This is a genomic window from Pseudomonas arvensis (genome assembly GCF_056688935.1).
In genome coordinates this window covers 4,139,340-4,164,895 of the sequence record NZ_CP162038.1, presented here as the reverse complement: position 1 = coordinate 4,164,895, position 25,556 = coordinate 4,139,340, and the positions used below count along the sequence as shown (strand labels likewise).

Below are 25,556 nucleotides of genomic sequence, written 5' to 3'. Positions count from 1 at the left end.
CTATTGGGCCGCGGTCTGCAGGACTTCAATCCACAGCGCACCTTTGCCTGAAGCCGCCTCACCCACGCGCTTCAAGGCGCCAGTGTTGCCGACCGCGTAGGTACCGACCTTGTCGCTTTTCTCGCCGGTAACCAGCAACCACCGGCCATTGGGCGAAAACGCGATATTGCGCGGCTGCTGCTCTTCGACTGGGTAGTTGTCGAGGAACTTCAACGCGCCCGTCGCCGCGTCCACCGCAAACGCCGACACCGAACTGCTGGTGCGCTCGCTCATCAGCAGCAGCGTGCCATCCGGGGACAGGCGCAGGTCGGCGGCCCAGATTCGCGGTGTTGGGTCGTCCTTCAAGTCATTGTTGCGTGCATCGCGCACTTCGCCGTGGGCCAGCTTCAAGCGAGCGGGAATGCCATTGGCGACACCGATCTGCGTCAGCGCACCGGTGCTGTCGTCGATGGCAAACGCAGTGACCGTGCCGCTCATTTCGCCGACCACATACAGGTATTTACCGTTGGCCGAAAACGCCAGGTGCCGGGGCCCGGTGTTGCTTGGCACGCTCACGTAGCCGGTGCCGATTGGCGTGAGTGCGCCGGTGTTGGCATCGAAGCGGTATTGCAGCACGTGGTCGTTGCCCAGGTTGCCGGCGTAGGCAAAGCGATTGCTTGGGTCGGTGCGCAGGGAATGCGCGTGGAGCCCGGTTTTGTAGGTGAGGATCGGTTCCGGCTTGTCGATGGGCTGCACGCTGAGGGTGTCGGCACCGTAAGAGGCCGCGAGCAGGAAACGTCCGGCGCGATCGGTGGCGAGGTAGGCCATGCTTTCGGCCAAGGGCGCTTTGGATTGCGGCGTCAAACGCCCGCTGGCCGGGTCAATGCTGAAGCCCTGCACTTGAAACGGCTTGACCCGCAACGCGGCATACAAGGTTTTACCGTCGGGGCTAAGCGCCATGGGGTTGACCTGGTCACCGGCTGTCACCTGGTTCACCAGGCTCAACGCGCCGTTGCTCTCGTCCAGGCGGTACTGGGAAATCAAGCCATCGCCGGGGCTGGAAATGTACGCGAAGGTCGCGGCGTTGGTGTGTGCACTGAGACCGCAGGCAATAGCGGCGGCCATGATGAGGGGTTTATTCACGAGTGAGCCTTTATTGTTATGGTTGTGGTCAGTCATCGTATGACTGTATTTCGATCTGGGCAATAGACGGTGTATCTTGCGGCGCGTCACGGGCATGATGCGCAGCATGAATCTCGACCCCAACGCACGGTACTGGCGCTTCCACACCCCTGATCCCGGCATTGGCCCGCGTGAACGCAGGCCGATGCGCGCCGAGGAACTGGCCTGGGCGCATGAACACGCAAGCGGGCATCGCTTCAGCTGGATTGCAGTGTTACTGCCACCGCTGTGTTTCGGCGTGTTCCTGCCCAGTCTGGTTTTTTTGCTCAGCCTGCTGCTGTATCGCGCCGTCTTCTCACCGGGGTTGGATGTTGACGACATCCTCGGCCATTCATGGGCATGGCAGGCCCTGGCGACGCTGGTGTTCATGGCGGCGTGGGCATTGCGTAACTACCTGCGCGACACCCGCGACCCGATCAAGCGTTACTGGCAGACGCTGCCGGGCCAAGGCGTGGTCGAGTTGGAGCGTCACACGCTGGTGTCTGGCACCAGCCTGTGGTCTTCGGACTTCGACCCGGACTGCAACGCCCTCATGCAATGGAAAAACGGCCGGCTTGAACAGGCCCAGAGCAGCGGAGTGGCGCAATGGGTCGTGGCCATGACCACGACGGGTCGCTGGCTGGTGATCAAGGACGAATACCCCGGCCCTTTCACCTACGACCGGGTGGGGCGCATGCCCGCTGCGCAAAAACGCATGCACCCCTGCCGTGACCTGGCCTTGGCGTTCGCTCCCTGCACGAACGTACTGCTTGGGCGACGGTTTGACGGTGCACCGATAGCCTTGACCCACACGGAGTATTGGCTGTCGGCCGAAGAACTCACACGCCTGGTTGAGGTTGCGCATCACTGGCGGTTTTTCCCGCCGGACCGATATGGCGTGGTCAATCAGCAAGATGCGCCGTGGGTGCAACAACTGCTAGAGAAAGCCCACTCGCCTCCTCAAATCCACGCCGCATCCCACAACGAGTAATCGCCCACCCGATCCACCAAACCGGCTCGTAAAGGGTCGGCAATGATGTACCGCGCCATCTTGCGAAGATCATCTTCCGCACGCACCGCTCTATCGTGATAACCGGGTTGCCAAACGCGCTCTTTGCTTTGACGCCGCCGGTTGATGACCAGCGTGCTGCGCGACTTAATACGTCGCACCACGCCTGCCAAATCCTGTTGTTTCAACTCAAACAACCAGTGAATGTGGTCAGGCATGATGACCCAGGCCAGAGACTCAACCAGCCCCAGCTCATGAACCTGCCGGAGTTCGGCAACCAGCAGACGGCTCAGGTAAAGGTCAGTGAACAAGCGCTGACGCTGATGAACGACGACGGTGATGAGGTAGCTACGACCCTGTTCTGAATAACGACCGTGACGCAGACGATGGGATTGAGGTGTGGGGCGCATTCCGGTGCTCTTGGTGGAATTCCTGAAGAGCCTTAACGCTAGCGCGCAGTAGGGGATGAACAAGTATCACTTGTTGGCTGAATGTAACCTTGTGGTGAGCGGGCTTCTGTGGTGAGCGGGCTTCTGTGGTGAGCGGGCTTGCCCCGCGCTGGGCTGCGAAGCAGCCCCAAAAACCAGGCGCTGCGGTTTTCCTGAAAAATCGCGGCGGCCTTATGGGGGCCGCTTCGCTGCCCAGCGCGGGGCAAGCCGAGAGTGTCAGATTTTTTGTGTTCGGGCCGGTTACGGCCTGCCGTCAGGCAGGCCATCTTTACCAGGTCGGCCTGATAAATCGATCTCCGTACAGAATCGCAAATTGATTCATTGCGTTCTTCCAATCATGAGCTGCACTGCCCCAGTTCGCGGTGATATTTCGTAATGCCAGCCAGATTAGTTTTGTCGCGGCCTCATCCGTTGGGAAGTGGCCTCGCGTCTTGATGACCTTGCGCAACTGGGCATTGATACTCTCGATGGCATTGGTTGTGTAGATCACTTTGCGTATCGCCGGGGGAAACACGAAGAACGGGATAACTCGATCCCAAGCACGTTTCCAAGCTGATACGACTGTCGGATATTGCTTACCCCAAGGCCCGGCTTCGAAAGCCAGTAGCGCTTGTTCTGCGGCGTCAGCATTGAGTGCTTGATAGATCGGTTTCAGTGCCTTGGCCAGCTCACGGCGCTTATCCCACGGGGCGTAATCGAGGCTGTTACGGATCAGGTGGACGATGCAGGTCTGCAACGTCGTCTCAGGAAACACAGCACTCAGCGCTTCGGGCATGCCTTTGAGACCGTCAGTTACGGCGATCAAGACGTCTTCGACGCCTCGGGTTTTCAGGTCGTTAAAGACCTTCATCCAAAATTTGGCGCCTTCGGTTGTTTCAATCCAAATGCCCAGAATATCTCGCGTTCCGTCCGGCAATACTCCCAGTGCCAAGTAGATCGCTTTGTTGCGAACCAAGCCTTCGTCGCGAATTTTGACTCGCAATGCATCGAAGAAAATTACCGGGTACATCGGTTCAAGCGGTCGCTGTTGCCAGGCGGTAACCTCCTCCAACACTGCGTCAGTGACGGAGCTGATGAAATCGTGAGAGACGTCTGTTCCGTACTGTTCAGAGAGAAACGCCCGGATTTCGCGAACCGTCATGCCTCGGGCATACATCGCGATAATCTTGTCATCGAAGCCGGTAAAACGCCGTTCGTGTTTGGGGATCAGAATCGGAGCAAAGCTTCCATCACGGTCTCTGGGAATGTCCAAACGCAGCGGACCGTCATCGGTTAGCACCGTTTTTCCGCTCTTGCCGTTGCGCTGGTTACTCGACTCCTCAGGGCGCTCCGCGCCCTGAGGATAGCCAAGGTGGTGGCCCAACTCGGCACCAAGAGCTCGCTCGATCAGCGCCTTTTTGAACGCCATCGAGGCATCCTGAATGGCTTCGGCACTCATCGGGCCGCTGACGAACTGGTCGATCAGCTCTTGGGGAATGGATGGAAGGTCTCGCGGGGCCTCACGGGCCGGTTTCTTTTTGGTCGGCATACATGCACCTCTATCAACATGTTATGCCCGAACACAAAATTTATGACAGTCCCGGCAAGCCCGCTCACCACAAAAAAACTGCTCACCAGAAAGAATCTGTTCACCAGAAAGAACCGGTTCACCAGAAAGAATCGGGTCATCACAAAGAACCGGTTCACCAGAAAGAACCGGGTCATCACAAAAAAACCGGTTCACCACAAAAAACGCTCACCACACAGAGCCTTCTCTTCAAAAAGCGGACGGGCTTTACGCGGCTCTTCTGTTTTGCCGATTCAGGAACCTTCAGGGCCCAGAGGGCTCACTTGTTAGGTCGCCCTGTTTCATCGCCGAAAGGAATCCGCATGCTTTCAGCCCCGTCCGCCATTCCCCAGTACGCCCCCGTCGAACGCGAACTCAGCCTGCGTGCCGTCATTACCGGTACGGTGCTTGGCATCTTGCTGACCCCTTCCAATGTGTACGCCGGCCTGAAGATCGGCTGGTCGTTCAATATGTCGATCATCGCGCTGCTGGTGGGATATGCGATCTGGCAAGGCCTGGCCAAACGTTCCACCGATCAGCTGCCCTGGACCCTGCATGAAAGCAATATCAACCAGACCGTCGCCTCGGCCGCCGCCTCGATTATCTCTGGCGGTCTGGTGGCGCCGATCCCGGCCTACACACTGCTGACCGGCAACCAACTGGATGCGCTGCCGATGATCGCCTGGGTGTTCTCGGTGAGCTTCCTGGGCATCTGGATTGCCTGGTACCTGCGGCCGTCATTGCTCAATGACAAGGCGCTGAAGTTCCCCGAAGGCATGGCCACCCTGGAAACCCTGCTGCACATCTACAACCATGGCCGCGAAGCCGCGACGCGTCTGAAGGTGTTGCTCAGCGCGGCGTTGCTGTCCGGGGTGGTGAAGTGGGTGGACACCTTCATGTGGGCCTTCCCGCGCTGGTCGCCGACGGCCCAGTTGGAGCGCCTGACCTTTACCGCCGACCCTTCGCTGTTGCTGCTGGGGTTTGGCGGCATCATCGGTATTCGCGTTGGCCTGACCTTGCTGCTCGGCGCCTTGCTCGCGTGGGGTGGCCTGGGCCCGTGGCTGTTGGCGCAGAACCTGGAGACGTTGCCGGCCGACAGCAGCGGCCCGCAATTTGCCGCGTTGGTGGAGTGGTTGCTGTGGCCGGGGGTGAGCCTGATGGTGTGTTCCACCTTGGCCTCTTTGGCGATTCGCTTGTGGGCATTACGCACCTCCACCAAGGCCGAAGGCGGCAAGATCTGGAACGTGCCCAAGCCCGGTCCGGCTGCGGGTTTTATCCTGTCGATAGGCTTGGTCGTCAGCCTGCAAGCGCTGTTGTTCGGCATCAACCTGTGGATGGCACTGCTGACCATTCCCTTGGCGATCTGCCTGGCAGCCGTCGCCGCCCGTGTGGTGGGCGCCACTGGCATTCCGCCGATTGGCGCCATCGGGCAATTGTCCCAGCTGAGCTTCGGTATCGTCGCCCCCGGCCAGGTGCCGATCAACCTGATGAGCGCCAACACCGCTGGCGGCTCGGCCGGGCAATGCACGGACTTGATGAACGACTTCAAGGTGGGCAAAGCCATTGGCGCGACGCCGCATAAACAAGTGATCGCGCAGATCCTGGGGATTTTCATTGGCAGTATCGTGGGCGTGTTGGCGTACCTGGCGCTGATTCCGGATCCGCAGTCCATGCTGCTCACCGAAGAATGGCCGGCGCCCGCAGTGGCAACGTGGAAAGCCGTGGCGCAAACCCTGACCCATGGGCTGGAGTCCTTGTCGACGAGCATCCGCTGGGCGATTGCCATCGGCGGCGGGGTAGGTGTGTTGCTGGGCGTGCTCGACAGCCTGTTGCCGGCCCATCGCTCCCGTTACTTGCCGAGTGCCGCCGCGTTGGGGCTGGCCTTTGTCCTGCCGGCCTCGGTGTCGTTGATGATGGCGCTGGGCGCGGTGCTGACCTGGCTGGTGAGCTGCCGTTGGCCGAGTCTCACCGAGCGCTTCGCGATTACCGCCGCAGCGGGGTTGATCGCCGGAGAGAGCATCACCGGCGTCGGGGCGTCGTTATGGCAGATGGTGGGGTAGTCGCACACCCACCGTGCCCGCGTTCACTTATTTGGCAAATGCATACTCGCCACCCTGTTCCAGCGCCTGGCGATACGCCGGCCGCGCCTGGAAACGCTGCACCCAAGCCGCCAGGTGCGGGTAGGCCTGCAACTTGCCCTGGGCCTTGGCGATTTCACCGATAAAGCTCATCTGGATATCCGCACCGCTCAGCTCATCACCCAGCAGGTACGGCGTGTGTCCCAGCGCATCGTTCAGATAACCCAGGTAATTGGCCACTTCGGATTCGATACGCGGATGCAACGGTGCCCCGGCCTCACCCAGGCGACCCACATACAGATTGAGCATCAGCGGCAACATGGCCGAACCTTCGGCGAAGTGCAGCCATTGCACGTACTGGTCGTAGTCGGCGCTGGCAGGCTCGGGTTGCAGGCGCCCGTCGCCGTGGCGGCGGATCAGGTAGTCGACGATGGCGCCGGACTCGATCACCACGTTGGCGCCGTCTTCAATCACCGGCGACTTGCCCAGGGCGTTGATCGCCTTGAGTTCAGGGGGCGCGAGGTTGGTCTTCGGGTCGCGCTGGTAGCGCTTGATCTCGTAAGGCAGGCCAAGTTCTTCCAGCAGCCACAGGATGCGCTGCGAGCGTGAGTTGTTGAGGTGGTGAACAATGATCATGGGAACTCCGCTGGGCAAGGGGTGTGTTAGGAGCAGACTGCTGTGCCGCCGTAGAGTGCCCTTAATCGGCGCTAAACGCCTCTTCGATGAAGGCCTCCAAGCCTTTCTCTTCCAGAATCTCCATAGAGAAATGCCCAAAGCGCTTGGGCAGCCAGATAATGCGCCCGCCGGACGGGCTTTGCAGGTTCTCCCGCGCCAACGGCTGGCCGTTTTCATCTTCGGGTTGTACGCCCGACGCGATCAGTTCGTCGTAGGCCAGCTCAATGTCGGGCGTCGAGTAGCAGTGGCGGTAAATCATGCCCTCGCCGTGGGCGTCCAACAGCGCCCGCAAATTGCCGGCAATCGGCTGTACCAGCATGAACCGCTCCTGGCCCATCAGCGCCACGGCGTAGCGCACATGCAGGCCGCCGCGGTCCCAGACGAAGGTCTTGGAGATACGCGCCTTGAGGATCTGTGCGTAGTAGGCGCAGGCCTCTTCAAGGTCGTTGACCAGCACATCGACGTGACTGAATTTCAGTTCCATGGCCTGCCTCCCAATAGCTCGATCAGCGCACGACTTCCAGCGCAGTGTATTGATTCACGTAGTGGAACTGGCTCGACGTCGACTCCAGCGTCAGCGCCACCCCCAAATCCTCGATAAACGCTCGCGAGGTCTTGTAGTCGCCCTGGTCGCACTCAAGCTTGATGGCGTCTCCGGTCAGCGAAGCAAACACCTGGCGCGCCGGGAAGCGTTCACCCACCTTGCACACCAATGAGGTGGCGGTAGGTGTGTCGGTGGGCTTGGCGGGCACGTTCAGCATCTGCATGTCTGCGCGCAAGGTTTGGCCAGGGGCCCAACTGCTCGGCGCGTTCAATTCGACGGCGAGGGTTTGCAGCACGCGCCCATCGCCGACGCCGTTCATTTTTGACTTCAGCTGGATCAGGTCGGCCAGCATCAGGCGATCGACGTTGAAGGTGTCGCCGTAGACCTCGTTCTTCTTCAGCAGGCCGCCGTCGGCGGTGAAGGTGACCGAGGTCGGGCTGTCCTGGCTGCCGTCGCCTTTCTTGGACAGGTAGGTGTAGCTCAACCTCTTGAACTTCGGTTGCAACAGTGGCGCGGCAAGGCCTTGGAGCACACTGGCGGGTACCTCGACATCGTTGATGCTGGTTTCGACCACGGTGCGCGGGTAGTCGACCGGCGCGATGTCCGGCCGCAGCCACGCCAGCAGCGCCGCATCGACGCCGCCCTGTACCGAGCAACTGACGCGTGTGTGCTCGCCATCCGGCTCGACGATCAGCACCCGCTCAACGTGGCGCGTGCCCGGTGCCTTGCCGGGTTGCGGCTTGATCGCCTGCCAGTGGTCGTCGACCTTGAGTTCGCTGCGAATATAGGCCCCGTCGATTTTTTGCAGCCGTGCAGGTTGTTCCAGCAGCGGGGCCAGGCGTTGGGCAACTTCTTCGACGCCGCCTTGCACAACAAAACCCCAGTAATAGTAGCGCCCCAACTGATCGAGGTCGGTGGCCTCATCGGCATACGACAACAGCTTCAGGCCCGCAATGGGCGGCGCGCTGACGGGCACTTGGTTGGCGTTGCGGTCGGCACGGTTTCTAACGGCGATCCAGGTGAAATCCTTGTCCTGCTTGAGCGGCGCATAGGCCTGCCATGCGGCGTGGTGGGTGTTCAGGCGGCTGAAGAACGTTGCGTCGCAGCGGGTGAAGGCCTTGAGTGTGTCGGCGAGCGCGGCGTCGTCGGCGTGGGCGATGGCTGGCAGCAACAGGGCAGACGCGAGGAGCAGGGCGGACGCGGGCGACTTCATAAAACGGGATATCCGTATCGGGGCGGGAGGAGGGTATTATCCAGAGATTGCAGGGTGGCCACTAGCGTTGCAGGCGTACACGCCAATTGCTGCGGTGCGAGGCGCTGTCACGCGGTTGGAAGAAATCAAGGGCAAATAGCCAGTCATGGATAACAAAGCACAACTGATCAGACTTGCGGAACAGGCCTCAGACGATCTGTTCTGCTGGAGCCGTTTTGTCGCCCACACCGAGTTCCTGTGGCACGACACCACTCTGGTAACGGACGCTGCCGGGTGGCAGCGCCAGTGGTTTGAGCTGGAAATCGTCAACGGCTTGGCGTTATCGGCTTGGGAAGAGGACGGTCGGCCGCAGGATTGGTCGGCGCGCTGGCGGGAGGGCTATCAGCAAGAGGCGGCTGAGTTGGTGAATGAATTACTGGCGCTGGTGGGGGGCGCTGCTGATCAGATCCACTGATCATTTTCAGCTGTGCGTTCACCGCCTTCGTGACCGGTATTCAAGATGCCGCGTGGTTCGATCATCATCAGCTTGGCTTCGCCTTCTGCGGCGGTGCGGTGTTCGACGCCACGCGGCACCACATACAGTTCGCCCGCCGCCACGTATACCGGGCCGTCCTGCAGGTCGATACGCAGCGTGCCTTCCAGCACCAGAAAGGCCTCATCGGTTTCCGGGTGCGTGTGCCAGATGAATTCACCCTCGATACGCACCACCTTGAACTGGTAGTCGTTCATTTGCGCGACCAACCTAGGGCTCCACTGCTGATCGATGAGCGAGGCTTTGTGGGTGAGATTTACCGGATGCTGAGCCATGGTGGATCCTTGGATGGGTGAGAAGCCCAAGGCTACCCAAGTAGCGAGTTGGCAGGCTTGTACGATCCTGCAAGCAGAGGCGTCTTGATTCAAGCTTGCCCGGTTCCCGTCGATAACCTTCAGGAACCCGCTAATCATGGACCGATTAAATGGCACTCTCCGTCAGCTCCGCCTATCTCCCCCCAGCCAGCACCAGCCTCGCACCGTCCGACCAAAAGCTGGTGCCTCAACCGCTGACGGATGTTGCCAAGGTCGCCCTGGCAAACGCGGCGCCAGCCGCCATCTACCACCCCAGTGAAGACACCAGCACCACGGCAAAACCGTTGGAGGTCGTCGACACCTGGGTCGGTCGCTCCGAATCGCCCGAGTACCCTCGATACGCCGAGCTCTTCAGGTCTGCGCACAGCACGCTTAAAGCCTCGTTCCAGGCGTTCCAGGCAACGCTTTCTACCACCGCCCCCGACCTTGCCAGCAAGAAATATGGCTTCACAGTAGACGCTGACGGCAGTCTGAAAGTGCTTAATACCGCCGGCCAGCTCAACAGCTCCGACACCCAGCGGCTCACGGATCTGCTCAACAAATCCCTGGGCCTCAAGACCGCCGCCGTCACGTACCGTGATGCCGCCATCGACATGACAGACGCCAGCTCGCCCTGGTCCGGCAGTGCCATGGGCTACTACAGCCTGACCCAGGAAAACTTCGCCAACACCATCGACCTGGCGCCGCTGTTCAAAGACAAGCACAGCCTGGTACCGGCCGAGTTCAGGGACGCAGAGTTTGTGACCCAACTGGCCTACAAAGGCGAACGGGCGACTGAGGCGACGGAAGCGGCGATGTTGGCGCGGCGGGCAGCACAGCGGTTCAGTACCCAGGCGTGACCCACGCATGCAGGCTTTTTGTAGTGAACGGGCTTGCCCCGCGCTGCGTCACCACTTATAGGATGTGTGCAATGCCCCGCTGTGCTGATCAACACGCTGTTGTCGTCTTGGCCGCAGCTTCCCATGACGACCTGGAAGATCTGGTCGCCATCAGAATTGAAGCCATGCGCGAGAGTCTCGAACGCGTTGGGCGCTTCGACCCCCGACGCGCGCGCGAGCGATTTGTCGCGGGGTTCGACGTCCAGAGCACGCGCCGCATAGAAGTAGCGGGCGAGTTGGTCGGTTTTGTGGTGGTCAAAGACCATCAGCGCGAGCTTTTGCTTGAGCACCTTTACGTCATACCAAACGCTCAGCGGGCCGGAATTGGCGCTTACGTGCTGAATCAGATTTTTAGAGAAGCTGATCAGCTACGTCGCTCCCTCAACGTGGGCGCTCTCAAGGAAAGCGCTGCCAATCGCTTTTATACACGTCATGGTTTCGTGTTCGTGGAGAGCGGTGAGTTCGATAACTACTATGTGCGTGTCAGCGGCTCTTAATGATTGGCCTTCATCCGCCCCAGAATCGCCGTACGCACACACCCCCAGGCGATCACGCCGATAATCAGCACCTCGACCACACCCACCAGTACATTGAATGAAAACACCCACGGCTGCTCGGCCCAGTAAAAGCTCGCCGAGCCTGAGCGAACACCGCTGACCCGCAGCCGCCCAGTGAACAGCGCGCGCACCAAGCCGACGACATGCGTCAGCTCCAGCACCGCGAAGAATGCACCCAGCAGTGAAAGCAGGGCACGTGCCGCAATGCCGAGCTTATCGGTGGACTCAGCCGCAGGCGTGGGCCCCCCGAGTTTGCGCCGCCTGGCGACCTTCGCCGGTGCTGGCGCAGGTCTATAGGGCGCCGGCGTTGCCGACCCCACGACCACCTCAGTGGGCACCGCCACGCCCAGGTAATCGGCCAACTCACGCAGCCACACATCGGTGCGTTTGCTCCCCGGCACCACCGGCACGTTATCGGTGGTCAACCGCTGCTCGGTGCCGTCGCGCATCACCAGCCACAGCTGGGTGTAGGCGGGCTCGGCCTGCGGGCGGCGGCGAAGTTCGAGGTGGTGGGGTTTATCGATGCTGAAGACCGACTGCACACGCTCGCGGCTACCGAAAAAGTTTCGGGTGCGGCGCTTGCCCTCACCGTTCACTCGCGACAACAGCAACGTCTCGCGGGTGCCGGTGTACACCATCAGCAGCAGGCCAAGGGCGGGAATAAGCAGCAGCAGGAGTACGATCAGCAGCGAACTCAGCGGATCCACCTCTGCCAACTGCGAGCCGCCGTCGGTGAACCAGAACAGCACGAAGGCCAAAGGCAGGATGAACGCCATTGCGCCAGTCAGCAGCACAAACACGCTTTGCACGCCGTTGCGCGAGTGGACGTGCAAGTCATCCTGGGCGGTGCGCTCGAAGCGATGGCCAATCAACATGCAACTCTCCTGATGCGCGTTTAAAGCAGGCCGGGGGGGGGTTGACGCTGGGCAGAATACCTGATGCCTGTAGGTTTTGATCTGCTGGCTTGTAGCTTCTTTCTGAAAGTGAGTTTTTGCCCCATTGATTTCTGCCCACGTAGAAAAATCCGATTTTATATTTCGAACTCTTCTTTTATCGAGGTCGGAAATCGGACATGGCAACGGCTTATATCAATCAAAAATTCATTGATTACGCGAGTCTGAGGCGTATGGAACTCAGTGGCGCATCGCCCCTGGCCGCGCAGAAATTCGATGCACTGAACGCGCATCTACCCCGTCCTTTTATAAGAGCGGGGTATCTAGTTATTGTGCCAAGTCATACCACCAAAGAAAGTACCGCTGACGAAGCCTGGTTAATGACACGGGCCGCTGAAATCAGCCAGGTGCTGGACCGCGATGCAGAGGTCGGTGGCTTTGTGATCAGTCACTACGATTTGCTGCAGAGCTTGGCGGGTTACACCTCCTTGGGTGTCGGTAGCGCCACATCTGCCTGGAGTACCCACCTCAATGATGTCCGCCACACTCTGGAAGACATCGAACAGGCTTATGCTCGGCTCAAGAATGGCACCGTGGACCGGGATACGTTCTTTGAACAACGCCGAGCGCTGCTTAAACAACTGAATGACCAATTACAAGGCGCCGCGCGGTTTGGCACAGGGTTGCGCAGTAATAGTTCGTTGAAGTGGATTCTGCAGATATCGACCAAAAGCGTCCTGCACAAAGGCGATATCAAAGGCTATGCAGAGCGCATCCAACGCATTGCTTCGATAGCTCGGCAGTTGCGCAAGGGAACTTACATCGGTCTGGCGCTGGACGTGGGAGGGGCAGGCTTGAAGGTGAGCGCGGCGTGTACGGAGGGGCGGGAGGAGGAGTGTCGTAAAGCGCAGTTTGTGGAAGGGGGCAGGTTGGCGGGGAGTGTTGGTGGATCCATTATGGGGGGTGAGGCGGGCGGTAAAGTTGGACTCGCTTTATGTAGGTTGTTTTTGGGCATTGCTACCAAAGGTGTAGGCCGTGTTTCATGCGGCGTTATCGGTGGGGCTACGGGTGGGTATATGGGCGGAAGCTATTTCGGTGGTCATGGCGCACAGCTTGGCGAAGAACTTTATATGGCCGATGACCTATGGATATAGCTGGCTACAAGGTCATCACATTTCTGGTGGGTGTGGAGGTCGTTATTGCCGTCGCGTTACTGCTGTATTCGTACTACTTCAAGCTTGAAAAGCTGGAGCAGTATTTTGCGGGCAATAAGATTGTTCAACACAATAAGCGGCTTTGGCCCGGTAATCGACCGAGGGATAAAGCCATGCGCATGGGGCAGATCGGTTTGTTTTTTATGTTCCCCAAGAGTTACACCCGGCTGGGTGATGTGAGTGAAGAAGAGCTTGTTTCCGTTCCGATTTCCCTCAAGCGTTGGGCGCTGTGGCCGGACTACTTGATTGTGCAGATAGTTTTGTTGTCGGTGGGGCGTTATGTTTTGTAGGTGATGTGGTTTCTATGAAAATAAATTAAAGCTGGCCGAGTTTCTGTAGCTGTCAGAAACTGCCCGCCTGCACACATTCGCGTTTTGAAATGGAAGTCATCTCATGTTCGAGCGTAATAAACTGGTTCCGGAGTTAATGGTCACCAACCTGGAAAGCAGCTTGGCTTTTTGGGTTTCTTGCCTGGGGTTCAACGTAGCGTATCAACGCCCGGAAGATGGATTTGCCTACCTTGATTTGAACGGAGCGCAAGTAATGCTTGAGCAAATTGATTCGGACGCGGGTCAATGGCTGACGGCGCCGTTGACCAGGCCGTTTGGAAGAGGCATGAACCTACAGATTGATGTTGAGGCTGTCGCCCCCGTCATCCAAAGACTTGAGCAGGCTGGATTTACGCTCTACCGAGAATGCAAAGACACCTGGTATCGGGCTGAAAACGTAGAAGTCGGTCAGCGAGAATTTATCGTCCAGGATACCGACGGTTATCTCGTAAGGTTGGCAGAGCGGCTGGGCGAGCGACCGGCCCGCTCAATCTGAATCTGAGCCAAGACGATCGTCAACTTCGGGTTGTGGCACATGAGTCTTGGCCGAACACCGCCTTTCACGACGGCAGAGTGTTCGGCGGCTGCCTGCGTGCCGCAATGATCAAGCGCGTCGCTATGAGAGTGTCAGATTTTTTGTGTTCGGGCCGGTTACGGCCTGCCGTCAGGCAGGCCATCTTTACCAGGTCGGCCTGATAAATCGATCTCCGTACAGAATCGCAAATTGATTCATTGCGTTCTTCCAATCATGAGCTGCACTGCCCCAGTTCGCGGTGATATTTCGTAATGCCAGCCAGATTAGTTTTGTCGCGGCCTCATCCGTTGGGAAGTGGCCTCGCGTCTTGATGACCTTGCGCAACTGGGCATTGATACTCTCGATGGCATTGGTTGTGTAGATCACTTTGCGTATCGCCGGGGGAAACACGAAGAACGGGATAACTCGATCCCAAGCACGTTTCCAAGCTGATACGACTGTCGGATATTGCTTACCCCAAGGCCCGGCTTCGAAAGCCAGTAGCGCTTGTTCTGCGGCGTCAGCATTGAGTGCTTGATAGATCGGTTTCAGTGCCTTGGCCAGCTCACGGCGCTTATCCCACGGGGCGTAATCGAGGCTGTTACGGATCAGGTGGACGATGCAGGTCTGCAACGTCGTCTCAGGAAACACAGCACTCAGCGCTTCGGGCATGCCTTTGAGACCGTCAGTTACGGCGATCAAGACGTCTTCGACGCCTCGGGTTTTCAGGTCGTTAAAGACCTTCATCCAAAATTTGGCGCCTTCGGTTGTTTCAATCCAAATGCCCAGAATATCTCGCGTTCCGTCCGGCAATACTCCCAGTGCCAAGTAGATCGCTTTGTTGCGAACCAAGCCTTCGTCGCGAATTTTGACTCGCAATGCATCGAAGAAAATTACCGGGTACATCGGTTCAAGCGGTCGCTGTTGCCAGGCGGTAACCTCCTCCAACACTGCGTCAGTGACGGAGCTGATGAAATCGTGAGAGACGTCTGTTCCGTACTGTTCAGAGAGAAACGCCCGGATTTCGCGAACCGTCATGCCTCGGGCATACATCGCGATAATCTTGTCATCGAAGCCGGTAAAACGCCGTTCGTGTTTGGGGATCAGAATCGGAGCAAAGCTTCCATCACGGTCTCTGGGAATGTCCAAACGCAGCGGACCGTCATCGGTTAGCACCGTTTTTCCGCTCTTGCCGTTGCGCTGGTTACTCGACTCCTCAGGGCGCTCCGCGCCCTGAGGATAGCCAAGGTGGTGGCCCAACTCGGCACCAAGAGCTCGCTCGATCAGCGCCTTTTTGAACGCCATCGAGGCATCCTGAATGGCTTCGGCACTCATCGGGCCGCTGACGAACTGGTCGATCAGCTCTTGGGGAATGGATGGAAGGTCTCGCGGGGCCTCACGGGCCGGTTTCTTTTTGGTCGGCATACATGCACCTCTATCAACATGTTATGCCCGAACACAAAATTTATGACAGTCCCGTCGCTATCGGCTCCCACGAATTTATCACCTGTTATGCAATGCGCCTCCTTTCTCGTGGTCTCTACCCTGACTCCGCAAAAGGACAGGCTTCATGTCGATACGCACTGCGCTCTGCCTGCTGGCCCTGCCGTTGTTCGCAGGCTGCCAGTATTTCCCCCACACCGATTACTTCGCGGCCCCTGTAAACGAGCCCAACCCCGCCTGGATACGCATCGTCAACTTCACGCAGCATGCCGATCTGTACCAATACGAAAACGGTAAACGTTCGGGTGGCGTGATTCGCAGCGGGCTGCTTCCGTTCATCCATACCCAGGATCAGGGGATGCCGAAAGCGGGGCAAAACCTCACGTCGGACTATTACGAGACGCAAATCCGGCCCGGCATCGAAACGCACGTGGGCATGTCTTGGGAGGGCGCACGTACGCGATCCTGCTTCGTCACGGCGAAGTTCACGCCCCAGGCTGGGCGCTTTTACCAGTTCAGGCTGACATCAGGTTCATCAGGCACTTGCACGTTGTACCCGTCGCTGATCGAGCGCGACAAAGACGGAGAGGGGTGGCATCTCACGCCAAACTCGCAGGTGACGTACAAGGGCGAAGGGCCGACAGCCAAAACCCATTACAACAATAGCCGCTTCGAGGATCCCGATTACCATCCGCCTGCGGACCTCTATCCCGGCGTTGACGTTTTATAAATAGGCTAACCACGAGATCAATATGGGTTATCACGTCAGTCACAGATACGGTGCCATGAACGCTGATCCTGGCATACACACATTCCCTGAGCTTCTCGCCGAACTGCAAACGCGCGGGCAAGATGATGAGCATGGGCAGGTGTCGGTGACCAACGATGCAGAGTGGTGCATCGCTGTAAACCTGTCGGGCACCGTCATTTTTGAAAATCTGGAGACCGGTGATCCTCGCCACATGAGGCAAGTACCGGGAGGCAAGATTCTGGAATTGTGGGGGTTATTGGCGGAGGGGGATGTTGCGACTATTGAGCAGGAGCCGTGGTTGGCTGGTTATGGGTGAGTTTATGTGGTTATTTGGCGCTGTGAGTTGTGGCTGTGAGGTTGGCAGGCGGTAGGTATGAGTTTTGGCCCTATCTTAAGCTTTGGTGACTCGCAGATATCAGCCAATACCAGACATTCGCGAGATAGTTTTCGTAACGCTTCGGTGTCCGCCACAAGTATCGAAAAAGTGGTCAGGGGCCATCCTGAACCACCCAGCTTTGCCTACTCTCGACGCGGGCGCCAGGCCGTTAGGAGCAAGCCCGTGCTAATCCTGAAGCATAGGGGGCAGCACTTAGAGGCCGTTACCCGAATGAGAGGCTATGTCCAGCGATCTCATTCCGCTATCATCCGCCCCAGCTTATTTTGCTCGCTTCGTTCTCAAGGATCAGAGCATGCCCACGAACAAACGCAAGAGTTTCTCCGAAAACATCAATATCATGTTAGTGGGCGAGGTTTCGGCCAAATGTCCTAAATGTCGAAAGCCTTTAATGTACGAGAAGGCCAAGACATCCAATAAAAAATATGAACTTGCACATATCTATCCACTAAATCCAAAACCTAAAGAATTAGGGCTTCTCAAAGATGAGTTCAGGCTCCACGAAAACGTGGATCACCCGGACAACCTCATCGCTCTTTGCATTCTTTGTCATACTGAATTCGACAATCCACGGACAGTTGATGGCTATAGGGAAATGGTCGCGTTAAAGCAGTCAATCATCGAGCGTAGCCGTCAGTCCAAACTCATGGATGAATACGCCATTGAAAACGAGATTGCGAAAATTATTGATGCGCTTGAAGGCGTATCTGATGAGGATATTGAACTGAGTCTTGAACCAAAAGAACTCAGCTCGAAGATCAATGACACCATGACGCGTCTAACAAAGAACCGCATCAAGGAAAATGTCAGCAATTATTTTTCTTTCGTGCGTAAGAAGTTACAGCTTGTGGAAGCAGAATCCCCGGATTCATCGACTATGATTTCTCTCCAAGTAAAAACTTACTATCTGCTGCAAAAGAAGCAAACACAGAACCAACAGGTAATATTCAAGAATATAGTAGACTGGATTTGTCATCGTTCTGGCTCTGACTCCAATGAGGCTTCGGAAATCATCGCATCATTTTTTATTCAAAACTGCGAGATTTTTGAATGATTACGCCAAATAAATTTATACCGTTCGCAGAATCATCTCTGGGCCATGCAGAAAAGGTGCACGCCTCCGTCGAGCAACCTATATCGCTTGTGGAACTATACAAAAAAACGTCTTCAAGTATAGGTTCCATCGAGCGATTTCTCTACGCCATAGAAATCCTGCATCTTAGCAATGTTCTCCAGGTAAACCTTACGACAGGGATTGTCTCAAGATGCTGATCTATATCGAGTGCGAGTGGTTCACTGAAAAGCGCGTCGTCTTCAAGGGGAAATTAAATATTATCGTGGGAGATCGGGCCAACTCCAACTCGATTGGTAAGTCGACACTTCTGAAGATTATTGATTTCGTTTATGGTGGTGACACGCTGATAACTCATAGCAAAGATGTTCACGAAACACTGGGGCATCACAGCTACATTTTTAAACTTCAGTTAGATAAAGGCTATATTTTTGAAAGAAACACCGGCACCCCTACGCTTCTGCATCTTCATGAATCCGATGGCACCAAACTCGAACTCAGCGCCTCAGCGTATCTAGACTTCTTGCGTCTTCACTACACCAACAGCATTGAAGATCTGAGTTTCCGATCCGTAGTGTCTTTGGTGACACGAGTTTGGGGGCGTGACAACCTAGATGTAAGGAGGCCTCTCCATAATTTCAATCAGGAAAGCGGATCCCAGTGCATCGATTGGCTGATTAAAGTTTTCAAACGGTTCAGTCCACTGGCAGACATGTCGATACGGCAGGCCGATTTGCTAGCTGAGCAAAAGTCCCTAAATGCTGCAGCAAAACAAAGCATCATTCCCAAAATCACCAAGACAAAATACAATAAAAATACTGAGGATATTGCGCTGCAGAAAGTCCGCTTGGACAAAATCAGGACTGAGATCTCCAGCTTGGCGATGTCCATCAATGAGTTGATTGACGAAGTCGTTCTAGAGCAAAAAGCTCAAAAAAATCAATTACTCGAAATAAGGATGTCTATTTCAAGCGAGCTTGAGCGAGTCAGAGCCAATCTTGAGGACAATAAAAATGTTTCCAAGCGAAGTTTTCATCCGCTGCTTGAAATCATTCCATCGCTCAATCTAGAAAAGCTAGACAATATTGAGTCTTTTCATAATGGCTTGACTCGTATACTTCGCAAAGAAATTAAAGCAAAAGCGCAAGAACTGTCCGAACAGTTAGGAATTGTTGATGCCCAGATTTCTATATGCACCGCAGCCATCGCCAAGGCGTTGAAAAACTCGGGCAACCCTGCATTTATCGTCGACTCAGTAATTGACATTTCTCTGGAGCTTTCCAGTCTCACCAAAGAAAACGAGTTGTATGAAAAGTTTATCGACATCAAAAAAGCAATCAAAGATCTTAAAGACAAGCTTAAAGGGCAAAAAATAGTTATATTGTCAGATGTTGAAAGCAGGCTGAACAACGACATTGAGGGGTTGGTGAATTTCATCTATGGAGAGGTCCGATCCTCACCAAAACTTGAACTTATGCCAGAAAAATATAGCTATGAAATACCCAAGGATACCGGCACAGGCAAGGCTTACTCGAACCTAATCCTTCTAGACACCTCCTTGCTAAGGCATACGACTATTCCATTCTTGGTTCACGATTCAATTTTGTTTAAAAACGTCGAAAATAAAGCGATTGAAAACATACTTCGTGTGTACCAGTCTCTGAACCAGCAAAGCTTCATTTCGCTCGACGGAGAAATCGTAGAAACAACCTCGGCCAAGACACTTGTCGAATCATGCGCGGTACTGTATCTGAACGCTGAGAAGCTTCTTTACACCGTGGACTGGCGAAAAGAAAAAGACATCACTCCAGTCGGCTGACCCAAAATCCGCGACATACGGCAGTAGCGCAACCCTGCTGCCATTAGTCGCAGAACGTCGCTCCGCCCTCCCTACTAAATTGGTCCCCATCGTCCTAGGCGTTATACGAAAAGTTGCGAGCGACGTTCAAACAAGTACGCCGTACCGACGTGATAGCTCAGCAATGGAGTACGTTGATAATCTGCGAGATTTCAACGATTGGATTGACCGTTCCTGACCGAAAGCAGACCCTTAGCGGCTAAAAGTTTCACCATGTAGGCTCGGTAGTGATTTAACTCCTTACCGCCTCGCCGTCTAGGTCGCGGGCATGATCATTTACCCAATACATCAATACCTGAATCGCCGAATCGTTGTATATGCCTTACAACGACACGGCGAGTGGTCACGCTATCGAATGAAGGGCCCGGTATCAGCCGGCGCAAGCCACTTCGCGGTCGAGCAGTTTGGCGGTCAGCAGCACGCCCAATTCACTCAGTTGGTGAATCGCCAGCGCAATGTCGCGGTGTTTGCCGTTGAGGTCTTCGGACAGGTCGAGCAGCAAGGTGCTGACGGAGGTGAAGGTCTCGTAGCTGTTGGTGAGGAGGGTTTCGTTGCTGGCGTCGGGGGTGACGGTGAAGAGGGGGGGTGAATCCGGTGTGACGTTGAGCATAAAGATATCCTGAATTGGGCCGCCACTTCCCGCTACTAAACGGTGGGTGGCAGCTGTACGCAGGTTAGTAGACCGGTGGATATCTAAAGCCGGCGCGCCCGAAGGCGCCCTGCGTACAGCCACCATCAAGTACAGACGCGATGTCTGATTGATGACGCTCATGCACTTATAGATACCAAACTCAGGCTACTAAACCCGATCACCGAGATGTCGGCGACCGGGCAACCTTAAAGGCGGCCACCCCAGCGCACAAGCCGGCGGATTCTGACGCAAGCGTAGGCAATGGAGCAAGGCGATGTCGCCTGGTTATTCGTCTGTGTGGCTGATGGTATTGGGGCTGCTGCGCAGCCCAGCAAGAGCAAGCTTCCTCGCCACAGAGGGATCAGTTTAGTGAGCCCTCTGCGCGTTTCTTGGCACGCAGTGCCAGGCAGCGGTCGTATTCGAGGGTGAAGGCTTGGTTGGGGGTGTCGTTGGCGTGGGTCAGGCGCACGACGCGGATGGTGCTGCGCATGTCTTCGGCATCCTGGCCTTTGAGGCCTCTCATATCCACCAGGACCTGCTCGGCGCGTTCGATGGACATCCCTTGGTTGTTGGCGTCGGTGGCCACTTTGTTCATGGCGGCGTATTTGTAGCAGAAGTGCACGTCTTCGTTTTGTTGGTTGTCCCTGTTCACTTGTTCGGGGGTGCGGGCGGCCAGGGCTTGTTGGCGGGTTTGTTCGGCGCGTTGGGCCTTGAGGCGTTGTTCTTCGCGTACGGCGGCTTGGTCGGCGAGGATTTTTGCGTCGCGGGCGTCTTCGGCGGCTTGGTAGGCTTTGTCCTGCTCGGCTTTGCGGGCAAGGGCCTTGCGGTCGATGTCTGCGCGGCGGGCGTCTTCGGCGTTTTGTTCGGCGTTGGCCTGTATGCGGTGCTGGCTCAGGCGTGCGGTGCTGGCGATGTAGGGCTGCGCTTTTTGCAGGGCTTCCAGGAATTCTTTGAAGGCGGCGGTTTGTTTGCGTGACGGCGAGGCGTCGCACATTTTCATCAGCACGCCCAGGTCTTGCGCCAGGAAGTGCTTGGACACATCGACCAGTTGGGCGTGGAGCGCGGGGTCGTTGCGGGGGATGACGATGTCGGGGGCCATGATGCGCAATAGGTTGGCGACGGTGGACGGGTACAGAAAGGTGCTGGCCACTGCGCAGGTGTCGGCCGTGGCGCTGAAGTTTTTGCGCTGGATCTGCTCGATGGCCGCGGCGCGGTAGGTGTCGATGTTTTTCAGGTGCAGGGTGTCGGCGTTGTACAGGGCGACGGGCACGCCCATGTCTTTTTCCAGGATCTCGGCGTAGACGCGTGAGAGCTGGTGCAGGGTTTCAAAGTTGTCGCCTTCGCTGCTGGTCGACACCAGCGCGGCGTAGCGGTACTTGCTGGCGTCGGTGAGGTTGGTTTTCAGGATGCCAAAGTTGTTGTTGTCCGAACTGTACAGGCCAGCACTGGCAGCGCTCGGCAGGAGCGAGATCAGCAGCAGGCTGGCGGCGAGCAGTGTTTTGAGTGGCGGCATTGCCTGTCCCTGGTCTTGATTGAATGAGGTGTGCGGGCATGCGCGGTGAAGCGGTGCCGGGCGCTGCATGATAGTGAAATGCCATTACTGGCGCATCTAGAGTTTCAAACCGGTTCACTCGCAAACGCCCCGTTGCAGGGCATATCGGTCTACCATGCCACCCCCGGCAGTGGTTCCACGCGCTACCGATCTCTCTCTTGCAAGGTATCGCCCATGTCCATCGACCAAATCAGCCTGCCCAAGGGCGTCGGCCCGCACGCCACCAAGCTGCTCGACGCCATCACCGGTGCCGCAACCCATGAAGAACTCAACCGCGCAGGCGGCAAGGCAGAAGGCTTTGTGTTGGGGCTGGAAGCGTCCAAGGCGATCAAGAGCCAAATCGCTGAGTCGCTGTATGTGGCTTATGACGATGCCGCGAGTCATCGCGCCAGTGAGTTGAAGGGCTGATTAAATCAGGGATCCCCATGACCTTGACCGTCGACACCTTGCTCCACCTGGCCATGGCCAACCCCATCAATGCTGAAATGACCAAGCGCCTGCCCGACCTCGGTGTGGAGCAGTGCATGCTCACGGCGGGGTGTCTGTTCCAGGCGGTGTGGAATCACCAGTGCAATCTTCCTGCCGCGCAGGGCGTAAAGGACTACGACGTTTTCTACTTCGACACCGACTTGTCCTACGAGGCCGAGGACGCGGTGATTCGTAGGGCCGAGCGGTTGTTCCAGGACTTGGGCGTGAATGTGGAGGTCAGGAACCAGGCGCGGGTTCACCTCTGGTATGGGCAGCGGTTTGGCCGACCTTACCCGCAGCTGCACTCGGCTAAACAGGGGGTTGATCGTTATCTGGTGGCTGGCACGTGCATCGGGTTGGAGATCGCCACCGGCGAGGTGTATGCGCCCTATGGATTGGCGGATGTAGAACAGGGACTGTTGCGGATCAATCCACTGCATTCGGAGCCGGCGTTGTTTGCGCAGAAGGCCAGGAGTTATCAGGCGCGGTGGCCGTGGCTAAGGATTGTTGAGCCTGGCTCAGCCGACGCCCACGCTTAGTAACCATCCCAGTCCACCGCTGGCGATCACCACCAACCACGGCGGAAGCCTCCAAACCATCAGCGCGACCAGTGCAAGCACCGCTAGGCCGATGTCATAGGTGGTGTAGATCGCGCTGGTCAACACCGGGTGGTACAGCGCGGCCAGTAACAAACCCACCACGCCTGTATTCACGCCCGCCAACGCGGCTTGGGTGCGCGGGCTACGGCGCAGGGTTTCCCAGAACGGCAAGGCGCCGAACACCAGTAAAAACGCAGGGGCGAAGATCGCCAGCAGGCAGATCAGGCCGCCCAGCCAGCCGTTGGGGGGCGAGTACATCGCGGCGCCGAGGAACGCGGCGAAGGTGAACAAGGGGCCGGGCACGGCTTGAGCGGCGCCGTAGCCGGCGAGGAACAGGTCTGTGCCGATCCAGTGCGGCGCCACCACTTCTGCTTGCAACAACGGCAGTACCACGTGGCCGCCACCGAACACCAATGCGCCGCTGCGGTAAAAGGCGTCCACCAGCGCCAGGCCCTGGTTGGGCAGCGCTTCGGCCAGCAGCGGCAACCCCACCAGCAACAACACAAACAGCAGTAACCACAGGGCGCCGGTGCGCCGGCGGATCGGCATGGGCAGCGCTTCGTGCTCGGTGTTCGGCGTGGGCGTCAAGAACAGCAGGCCGGCAAGGCCAGCGACGGCAATCGCGCCGACCTGGCCCCACGCGGACGTCGTCAACAGCGCCACGCACGCAGCTATCAGCATCAGGCTTACGCGCGCCACGCCCCGGCACAGGTTGCGCGCCATGCCCCACACGGCTTGGGCGACCACGGCCACGGCGACGACTTTAAGGCCGTGCAGCACGCCGGTTGGCAGGGCTTCGCTGTGCTGGGCAATGCCCAAGGCAAATACGATCAGCAGCAAGGCAGACGGCAGCGTGAACCCGGCCCACGCCGCCAGTGCTCCGCCGTAACCTGCCCGTTGCAGGCCCAGCGCGATGCCGACCTGGCTGCTGGCCGGGCCGGGTAGAAATTGGCAGAGTGCGACCAGGTCTGCGTAGCTGCGTTCGCTCAACCAGCGGCGCCGGGTGACGAACTCGTCACGAAAATAGCCCAGGTGCGCGATGGGGCCGCCGAAGGAGGTGAGGCCCAGGCGCAGGAAGACAAGGAACACCGACCAGGGGCTGTCTGGGTGATGGGCTGGGGGGATGGCCACGGTCGAGATTCCACATTTGATCATCTGGTAGGCGCAGACCATACCCAGTTTTCATGACGCGCAGCGCCATTTTTGGGGTATTCATTGAATTTATGCGCAGCAGTTTGAGTCACTCAAGCATAGCGTTGCTTTCTTCCCTCCGACCTCAAGGACCGACCATGACCTTCTTCATCTTCCTGCTCGCCTGCGCCGCCGCCGCCAGCACCGGCGTGATCTTCAAGCCCGGTGCCTGGTATGAATCCCTCGTAAAACCCAGCTTCACCCCGCCCAATTGGCTGTTCCCGGTCGCGTGGACGATCATCTACCTGCTGCTGGCCTGGGCCGGTTACCGCCTGAGCCTGATCCCCGGCAGCCAAATGGTGCTGGCGCTGTGGGCCGCGCAGATCGCGTTGAATACGTTGTGGACGCCGGTGTTTTTCGGCGCCCATCGCCTGCTTGCCGGGATGGTGATCATCGTGTTGCTGTGGGTCACCGTGGCGGCCATGGTGGTGCTGGCGGTGCGCCTGGATTTGATCACCGGCTTGATCCTGTTCCCGTACCTGGCGTGGCTGTGTGTCGCGGCGGCGTTGAATTTCTCGATTCTGCGCAATAACCGCTGATGGCTTATCAACCTTGGCCGGCCAGCGAGCCGGAACTGGCCCAGATGCGCCGCTTCAATCAAAAGCTTGCCTGGATGCCGCGCTTTAAGATCCGCAACCGGGTGACACCGCGCTTGATCCAGGCGCTGTTGCGCGTGAGCCAGAAGGTCAGGCGCGCAACGCCCGCTGAAAGCCGGACCGTGGACGGCGTGCCCGTGCGTATCCTGCGGCCGGTCGGCAAGCCCAAGGGCGTGGTGTTGGATATCCACGGCGGCGGCTGGGTGATCGGCAATGCGCAGATGGATGACGACCTCAACCTCGGCATGGTCAACGCCTGCGACGTGGCGGTGGTGTCGGTGGATTATCGGCTGGCGGTGGACACACCGGTTGAGGGGTTGATGGAGGATTGCCTGACGGCGGCGCGCTGGTTGCTCTGCGACGATGAATTCAAGAACCTACCCGTGATCGTCGTGGGCGAGTCGGCCGGCGGGCATTTGGCGGCAGCCACGTTGCTGGCGCTCAAGCAATGGCCAGCGCTGCTCCAGCGGGTGAGCGGCGCGGTGCTGTATTACGGGGTCTACGATTTGACCGGTACGCCGAGTGTACGCAGCGCCGGGCCGGAGACCTTGTTGCTGGATGGGCCGGGCATGGTTGAGGCCCTGCGCATGCTGACGCCGGGGATCAGCGATGACGAGCGCAGGCAACCGCCGTTGTCACCTCTGTATGGCGACTTCGACGACCTGCCTCCGGCATTGATGTTTGTGGGGGAGCTGGACCCGCTCAAGGACGACACGCTATTGATTGCGCAGCGCTGGCCCCAGGCCGAGGCCCATCTGCTGCCGGAATCGGCCCATGGGTTTATCCATTTTCCGGTGGCGATGGGGGAGGCGGTGTTGGCGTACAGCCGCAAGTGGATGACTGAGCGCATCGATGGCAAGCGGACAACCTTGTTTATGCCGCTTTAACGATTGCCCTCAACCTCTGCGTCGGACCGGCCTGTTGGGGTGAGCAAGCCTGTTGTGGTGAGCGGGCTTATTTGGGGTGAGCCGGTTTTTGTGTGGTGAGCGGGCTTGTTGTGGTGAGCGGGCTTGCCCGCGCTGGGCTGCGAAGCAGCCCTAAAACCAGGCAACTCGGTTTGTCTGGAAAAGCGGGGGTGGTTCTGATGGGTCTGCTTCGCAGCCCAGCGCGGGGCAA

Annotated in this window: 29 protein-coding genes; 17 read left to right on the top strand and 12 right to left on the bottom strand. The window is 57.7% G+C overall.

Annotated features, from left to right (window positions below; translation table 11 throughout):
- Positions 1 to 1,158, bottom strand: a complete 1,158-nt coding sequence (locus AB3G88_RS18725; protein ID WP_480451141.1) for a lactonase family protein — start codon at positions 1,156 to 1,158, stop codon at positions 1 to 3.
- Between the two features lie 70 nt (positions 1,159 to 1,228).
- Here AB3G88_RS18725 and AB3G88_RS18720 point away from each other — a divergent pair, with 70 nt between their 5' ends.
- On the top strand, positions 1,229 to 2,131 hold the full coding sequence (locus AB3G88_RS18720; RefSeq protein ID WP_480451139.1) for a hypothetical protein: 903 nt from the start codon (positions 1,229 to 1,231) through the stop codon (positions 2,129 to 2,131).
- Here the strand turns inward: AB3G88_RS18720 and AB3G88_RS18715 are convergent.
- Complete coding sequence (locus AB3G88_RS18715; protein WP_480451137.1) at positions 2,101 to 2,559, bottom strand: REP-associated tyrosine transposase; 459 nt, start codon at positions 2,557 to 2,559, stop codon at positions 2,101 to 2,103. The two genes, AB3G88_RS18720 and AB3G88_RS18715, sit on opposite strands and share 31 nt — an antisense overlap.
- A 307-nt stretch (positions 2,560 to 2,866) precedes the next feature.
- Complete coding sequence (locus AB3G88_RS18710) at positions 2,867 to 4,126, bottom strand: IS256 family transposase (protein ID WP_015372597.1); 1,260 nt, start codon at positions 4,124 to 4,126, stop codon at positions 2,867 to 2,869.
- A 341-nt stretch (positions 4,127 to 4,467) separates the two neighbouring features.
- On the opposite strand from AB3G88_RS18710, the gene AB3G88_RS18705 reads away from it, so the two are divergent.
- Positions 4,468 to 6,204 carry an OPT family oligopeptide transporter gene (locus AB3G88_RS18705; protein ID WP_480451135.1) on the top strand — a complete coding sequence of 579 codons (1,737 nt, stop codon included), beginning with the start codon at positions 4,468 to 4,470 and terminating at the stop codon, positions 6,202 to 6,204.
- Between the two features lie 27 nt (positions 6,205 to 6,231).
- Here the strand turns inward: AB3G88_RS18705 and AB3G88_RS18700 are convergent, their stop codons facing one another.
- From AB3G88_RS18700 to AB3G88_RS18690, 3 genes are all read right to left on the bottom strand, one after another.
- The gene (locus AB3G88_RS18700) at positions 6,232 to 6,858 is read right to left on the bottom strand and encodes a glutathione S-transferase family protein (RefSeq protein WP_099586290.1); all 627 of its coding nucleotides are present in this window, start codon (positions 6,856 to 6,858) and stop codon (positions 6,232 to 6,234) included.
- A gap of 61 nt (positions 6,859 to 6,919) precedes the next feature.
- Positions 6,920 to 7,381: a VOC family protein gene (locus AB3G88_RS18695; RefSeq protein ID WP_112196285.1), complete on the bottom strand. Its 462-nt coding sequence runs from the start codon at positions 7,379 to 7,381 to the stop codon at positions 6,920 to 6,922.
- 22 nt (positions 7,382 to 7,403) lie between these two features.
- On the bottom strand, positions 7,404 to 8,654 hold the full coding sequence (locus AB3G88_RS18690; protein WP_480451132.1) for a hypothetical protein: 1,251 nt from the start codon (positions 8,652 to 8,654) through the stop codon (positions 7,404 to 7,406).
- Between the two features lie 145 nt (positions 8,655 to 8,799).
- Here AB3G88_RS18690 and AB3G88_RS18685 point away from each other — a divergent pair, with 145 nt between their 5' ends.
- Positions 8,800 to 9,108 carry a hypothetical protein gene (locus tag AB3G88_RS18685; RefSeq protein ID WP_400528119.1) on the top strand — a complete coding sequence of 103 codons (309 nt, stop codon included), beginning with the start codon at positions 8,800 to 8,802 and terminating at the stop codon, positions 9,106 to 9,108.
- On the opposite strand, the gene AB3G88_RS18680 is transcribed toward AB3G88_RS18685, so the two are convergent.
- Complete coding sequence (locus AB3G88_RS18680; RefSeq protein WP_480451129.1) at positions 9,096 to 9,461, bottom strand: cupin domain-containing protein; 366 nt, start codon at positions 9,459 to 9,461, stop codon at positions 9,096 to 9,098. The genes AB3G88_RS18685 and AB3G88_RS18680 overlap by 13 nt on opposite strands.
- A 149-nt stretch (positions 9,462 to 9,610) precedes the next feature.
- On the opposite strand from AB3G88_RS18680, the gene AB3G88_RS18675 reads away from it, so the two are divergent.
- Together AB3G88_RS18675 and AB3G88_RS18670 are read left to right on the top strand one after the other, a co-directional pair.
- Positions 9,611 to 10,339, top strand: coding sequence for a hypothetical protein (locus AB3G88_RS18675; RefSeq protein WP_480451127.1), 729 nt, complete (start codon positions 9,611 to 9,613; stop codon positions 10,337 to 10,339).
- 71 nt (positions 10,340 to 10,410) lie between these two features.
- The gene (locus AB3G88_RS18670; protein WP_480451124.1) at positions 10,411 to 10,875 is read left to right on the top strand and encodes a GNAT family N-acetyltransferase; all 465 of its coding nucleotides are present in this window, start codon (positions 10,411 to 10,413) and stop codon (positions 10,873 to 10,875) included.
- Here the strand turns inward: AB3G88_RS18670 and AB3G88_RS18665 are convergent.
- Positions 10,872 to 11,810 (bottom strand): hypothetical protein, encoded by a 939-nt coding sequence (locus tag AB3G88_RS18665; protein WP_480451123.1) that lies wholly within the window; start codon positions 11,808 to 11,810, stop codon positions 10,872 to 10,874. The two genes, AB3G88_RS18670 and AB3G88_RS18665, sit on opposite strands and share 4 nt — an antisense overlap.
- A gap of 197 nt (positions 11,811 to 12,007) precedes the next feature.
- Between AB3G88_RS18665 and AB3G88_RS18660 the strand changes: the two genes are divergently transcribed.
- The 3 genes from AB3G88_RS18660 to AB3G88_RS18650 all read left to right on the top strand — a co-directional run bounded on the left by AB3G88_RS18660 (position 12,008) and on the right by AB3G88_RS18650 (position 13,867).
- On the top strand, positions 12,008 to 12,982 hold the full coding sequence (locus AB3G88_RS18660) for a hypothetical protein (protein ID WP_480451121.1): 975 nt from the start codon (positions 12,008 to 12,010) through the stop codon (positions 12,980 to 12,982).
- A complete protein-coding gene (locus AB3G88_RS18655; protein ID WP_480451119.1) occupies positions 12,973 to 13,332 on the top strand; it encodes a hypothetical protein in 360 nt (119 codons plus the stop codon). The genes AB3G88_RS18660 and AB3G88_RS18655 overlap by 10 nt, the downstream gene beginning before the upstream one ends.
- A 103-nt stretch (positions 13,333 to 13,435) precedes the next feature.
- Positions 13,436 to 13,867: a bleomycin resistance protein gene (locus AB3G88_RS18650; protein ID WP_480451118.1), complete on the top strand. Its 432-nt coding sequence runs from the start codon at positions 13,436 to 13,438 to the stop codon at positions 13,865 to 13,867.
- Between the two features lie 183 nt (positions 13,868 to 14,050).
- On the opposite strand, the gene AB3G88_RS18645 is transcribed toward AB3G88_RS18650, so the two are convergent.
- Positions 14,051 to 15,310 carry an IS256 family transposase gene (locus AB3G88_RS18645; RefSeq protein WP_015372597.1) on the bottom strand — a complete coding sequence of 420 codons (1,260 nt, stop codon included), beginning with the start codon at positions 15,308 to 15,310 and terminating at the stop codon, positions 14,051 to 14,053.
- Positions 15,311 to 15,455: 145 nt separating this feature from the next.
- Here AB3G88_RS18645 and AB3G88_RS18640 point away from each other — a divergent pair, with 145 nt between their 5' ends.
- The 5 genes from AB3G88_RS18640 to AB3G88_RS18620 all read left to right on the top strand — a co-directional run bounded on the left by AB3G88_RS18640 (position 15,456) and on the right by AB3G88_RS18620 (position 19,364).
- Complete coding sequence (locus tag AB3G88_RS18640) at positions 15,456 to 16,058, top strand: hypothetical protein (protein WP_480451116.1); 603 nt, start codon at positions 15,456 to 15,458, stop codon at positions 16,056 to 16,058.
- Positions 16,059 to 16,113: 55 nt separating this feature from the next.
- Positions 16,114 to 16,395, top strand: a complete 282-nt coding sequence (locus AB3G88_RS18635; protein WP_480451114.1) for a hypothetical protein — start codon at positions 16,114 to 16,116, stop codon at positions 16,393 to 16,395.
- A gap of 301 nt (positions 16,396 to 16,696) precedes the next feature.
- Positions 16,697 to 17,527, top strand: coding sequence for an ABC-three component system protein (locus tag AB3G88_RS18630; protein ID WP_480451112.1), 831 nt, complete (start codon positions 16,697 to 16,699; stop codon positions 17,525 to 17,527).
- Positions 17,524 to 17,745 (top strand): ABC-three component system middle component 7, encoded by a 222-nt coding sequence (locus AB3G88_RS18625; protein WP_480451109.1) that lies wholly within the window; start codon positions 17,524 to 17,526, stop codon positions 17,743 to 17,745. The genes AB3G88_RS18630 and AB3G88_RS18625 overlap by 4 nt, the downstream gene beginning before the upstream one ends.
- Positions 17,739 to 19,364, top strand: a complete 1,626-nt coding sequence (locus AB3G88_RS18620; RefSeq protein WP_480451107.1) for a DUF2326 domain-containing protein — start codon at positions 17,739 to 17,741, stop codon at positions 19,362 to 19,364. Before AB3G88_RS18625 ends, AB3G88_RS18620 begins: the two co-directional genes overlap by 7 nt.
- A 409-nt stretch (positions 19,365 to 19,773) precedes the next feature.
- Here AB3G88_RS18620 and AB3G88_RS18615 read toward each other — a convergent pair whose 3' ends face one another.
- Both AB3G88_RS18615 and AB3G88_RS18610 read right to left on the bottom strand, forming a co-directional pair.
- Entirely contained in the window at positions 19,774 to 20,013 is a 240-nt protein-coding gene (locus tag AB3G88_RS18615; RefSeq protein WP_480451105.1) for a DUF6124 family protein, read from the bottom strand.
- Positions 20,014 to 20,395: 382 nt separating this feature from the next.
- Entirely contained in the window at positions 20,396 to 21,547 is a 1,152-nt protein-coding gene (locus AB3G88_RS18610; protein ID WP_158878598.1) for a hypothetical protein, read from the bottom strand.
- Between the two features lie 213 nt (positions 21,548 to 21,760).
- Between AB3G88_RS18610 and AB3G88_RS18605 the strand changes: the two genes are divergently transcribed.
- Together AB3G88_RS18605 and AB3G88_RS18600 are read left to right on the top strand one after the other, a co-directional pair.
- The gene (locus AB3G88_RS18605) at positions 21,761 to 21,994 is read left to right on the top strand and encodes a hypothetical protein (protein WP_099586275.1); all 234 of its coding nucleotides are present in this window, start codon (positions 21,761 to 21,763) and stop codon (positions 21,992 to 21,994) included.
- Positions 21,995 to 22,011: 17 nt separating this feature from the next.
- Positions 22,012 to 22,593, top strand: coding sequence for a nucleotidyltransferase family protein (locus tag AB3G88_RS18600; protein ID WP_099586274.1), 582 nt, complete (start codon positions 22,012 to 22,014; stop codon positions 22,591 to 22,593).
- Here AB3G88_RS18600 and chrA read toward each other — a convergent pair.
- On the bottom strand, positions 22,573 to 23,784 hold the full coding sequence (gene chrA / locus AB3G88_RS18595; protein WP_480451102.1) for a chromate efflux transporter: 1,212 nt from the start codon (positions 23,782 to 23,784) through the stop codon (positions 22,573 to 22,575). The genes AB3G88_RS18600 and chrA overlap by 21 nt on opposite strands.
- A 158-nt stretch (positions 23,785 to 23,942) precedes the next feature.
- Here chrA and tspO point away from each other — a divergent pair, with 158 nt between their 5' ends.
- Both tspO and AB3G88_RS18585 read left to right on the top strand, forming a co-directional pair.
- Positions 23,943 to 24,383 carry a tryptophan-rich sensory protein TspO gene (gene tspO / locus AB3G88_RS18590; RefSeq protein ID WP_099586272.1) on the top strand — a complete coding sequence of 147 codons (441 nt, stop codon included), beginning with the start codon at positions 23,943 to 23,945 and terminating at the stop codon, positions 24,381 to 24,383.
- The gene (locus AB3G88_RS18585; RefSeq protein WP_191959840.1) at positions 24,383 to 25,327 is read left to right on the top strand and encodes an alpha/beta hydrolase fold domain-containing protein; all 945 of its coding nucleotides are present in this window, start codon (positions 24,383 to 24,385) and stop codon (positions 25,325 to 25,327) included. Before tspO ends, AB3G88_RS18585 begins: the two co-directional genes overlap by 1 nt.
- Positions 25,328 to 25,556: the final 229 nt, after the last annotated feature.

Bases quoted from the DNA above. Each gene is read 5' to 3' on its own strand.
- AB3G88_RS18645 (WP_015372597.1), bottom strand. From the start codon at position 15,310: ATGCCGACCAAAAAGAAACCGGCCCGTGAGGCCCCGCGAGACCTTCCA.
- AB3G88_RS18690 (WP_480451132.1), bottom strand. From the start codon at position 8,654: ATGAAGTCGCCCGCGTCCGCCCTGCTCCTCGCGTCTGCCCTGTTGCTG.
- AB3G88_RS18675 (WP_480451127.1), top strand. From the start codon at position 9,611: ATGGCACTCTCCGTCAGCTCCGCCTATCTCCCCCCAGCCAGCACCAGC.
- AB3G88_RS18625 (WP_480451109.1), top strand. From the start codon at position 17,524: ATGATTACGCCAAATAAATTTATACCGTTCGCAGAATCATCTCTGGGC.
- AB3G88_RS18705 (WP_480451135.1), top strand. From the start codon at position 4,468: ATGCTTTCAGCCCCGTCCGCCATTCCCCAGTACGCCCCCGTCGAACGC.
- AB3G88_RS18695 (WP_112196285.1), bottom strand. From the start codon at position 7,381: ATGGAACTGAAATTCAGTCACGTCGATGTGCTGGTCAACGACCTTGAA.
- AB3G88_RS18715 (WP_480451137.1), bottom strand. From the start codon at position 2,559: ATGCGCCCCACACCTCAATCCCATCGTCTGCGTCACGGTCGTTATTCA.
- AB3G88_RS18655 (WP_480451119.1), top strand. From the start codon at position 12,973: ATGGATATAGCTGGCTACAAGGTCATCACATTTCTGGTGGGTGTGGAG.
- AB3G88_RS18665 (WP_480451123.1), bottom strand. From the start codon at position 11,810: ATGTTGATTGGCCATCGCTTCGAGCGCACCGCCCAGGATGACTTGCAC.
- AB3G88_RS18685 (WP_400528119.1), top strand. From the start codon at position 8,800: ATGGATAACAAAGCACAACTGATCAGACTTGCGGAACAGGCCTCAGAC.
- AB3G88_RS18660 (WP_480451121.1), top strand. From the start codon at position 12,008: ATGGCAACGGCTTATATCAATCAAAAATTCATTGATTACGCGAGTCTG.
- AB3G88_RS18720 (WP_480451139.1), top strand. From the start codon at position 1,229: ATGAATCTCGACCCCAACGCACGGTACTGGCGCTTCCACACCCCTGAT.
- AB3G88_RS18600 (WP_099586274.1), top strand. From the start codon at position 22,012: ATGACCTTGACCGTCGACACCTTGCTCCACCTGGCCATGGCCAACCCC.
- AB3G88_RS18635 (WP_480451114.1), top strand. From the start codon at position 16,114: ATGAACGCTGATCCTGGCATACACACATTCCCTGAGCTTCTCGCCGAA.
- AB3G88_RS18585 (WP_191959840.1), top strand. From the start codon at position 24,383: ATGGCTTATCAACCTTGGCCGGCCAGCGAGCCGGAACTGGCCCAGATG.
- tspO (WP_099586272.1), top strand. From the start codon at position 23,943: ATGACCTTCTTCATCTTCCTGCTCGCCTGCGCCGCCGCCGCCAGCACC.
- AB3G88_RS18610 (WP_158878598.1), bottom strand. From the start codon at position 21,547: ATGCCGCCACTCAAAACACTGCTCGCCGCCAGCCTGCTGCTGATCTCG.
- AB3G88_RS18620 (WP_480451107.1), top strand. From the start codon at position 17,739: ATGCTGATCTATATCGAGTGCGAGTGGTTCACTGAAAAGCGCGTCGTC.
- AB3G88_RS18710 (WP_015372597.1), bottom strand. From the start codon at position 4,126: ATGCCGACCAAAAAGAAACCGGCCCGTGAGGCCCCGCGAGACCTTCCA.
- AB3G88_RS18680 (WP_480451129.1), bottom strand. From the start codon at position 9,461: ATGGCTCAGCATCCGGTAAATCTCACCCACAAAGCCTCGCTCATCGAT.
- AB3G88_RS18615 (WP_480451105.1), bottom strand. From the start codon at position 20,013: ATGCTCAACGTCACACCGGATTCACCCCCCCTCTTCACCGTCACCCCC.
- AB3G88_RS18605 (WP_099586275.1), top strand. From the start codon at position 21,761: ATGTCCATCGACCAAATCAGCCTGCCCAAGGGCGTCGGCCCGCACGCC.
- AB3G88_RS18650 (WP_480451118.1), top strand. From the start codon at position 13,436: ATGTTCGAGCGTAATAAACTGGTTCCGGAGTTAATGGTCACCAACCTG.
- AB3G88_RS18630 (WP_480451112.1), top strand. From the start codon at position 16,697: ATGTCCAGCGATCTCATTCCGCTATCATCCGCCCCAGCTTATTTTGCT.
- AB3G88_RS18700 (WP_099586290.1), bottom strand. From the start codon at position 6,858: ATGATCATTGTTCACCACCTCAACAACTCACGCTCGCAGCGCATCCTG.
- AB3G88_RS18725 (WP_480451141.1), bottom strand. From the start codon at position 1,158: ATGACTGACCACAACCATAACAATAAAGGCTCACTCGTGAATAAACCC.
- AB3G88_RS18670 (WP_480451124.1), top strand. From the start codon at position 10,411: ATGCCCCGCTGTGCTGATCAACACGCTGTTGTCGTCTTGGCCGCAGCT.
- AB3G88_RS18640 (WP_480451116.1), top strand. From the start codon at position 15,456: ATGTCGATACGCACTGCGCTCTGCCTGCTGGCCCTGCCGTTGTTCGCA.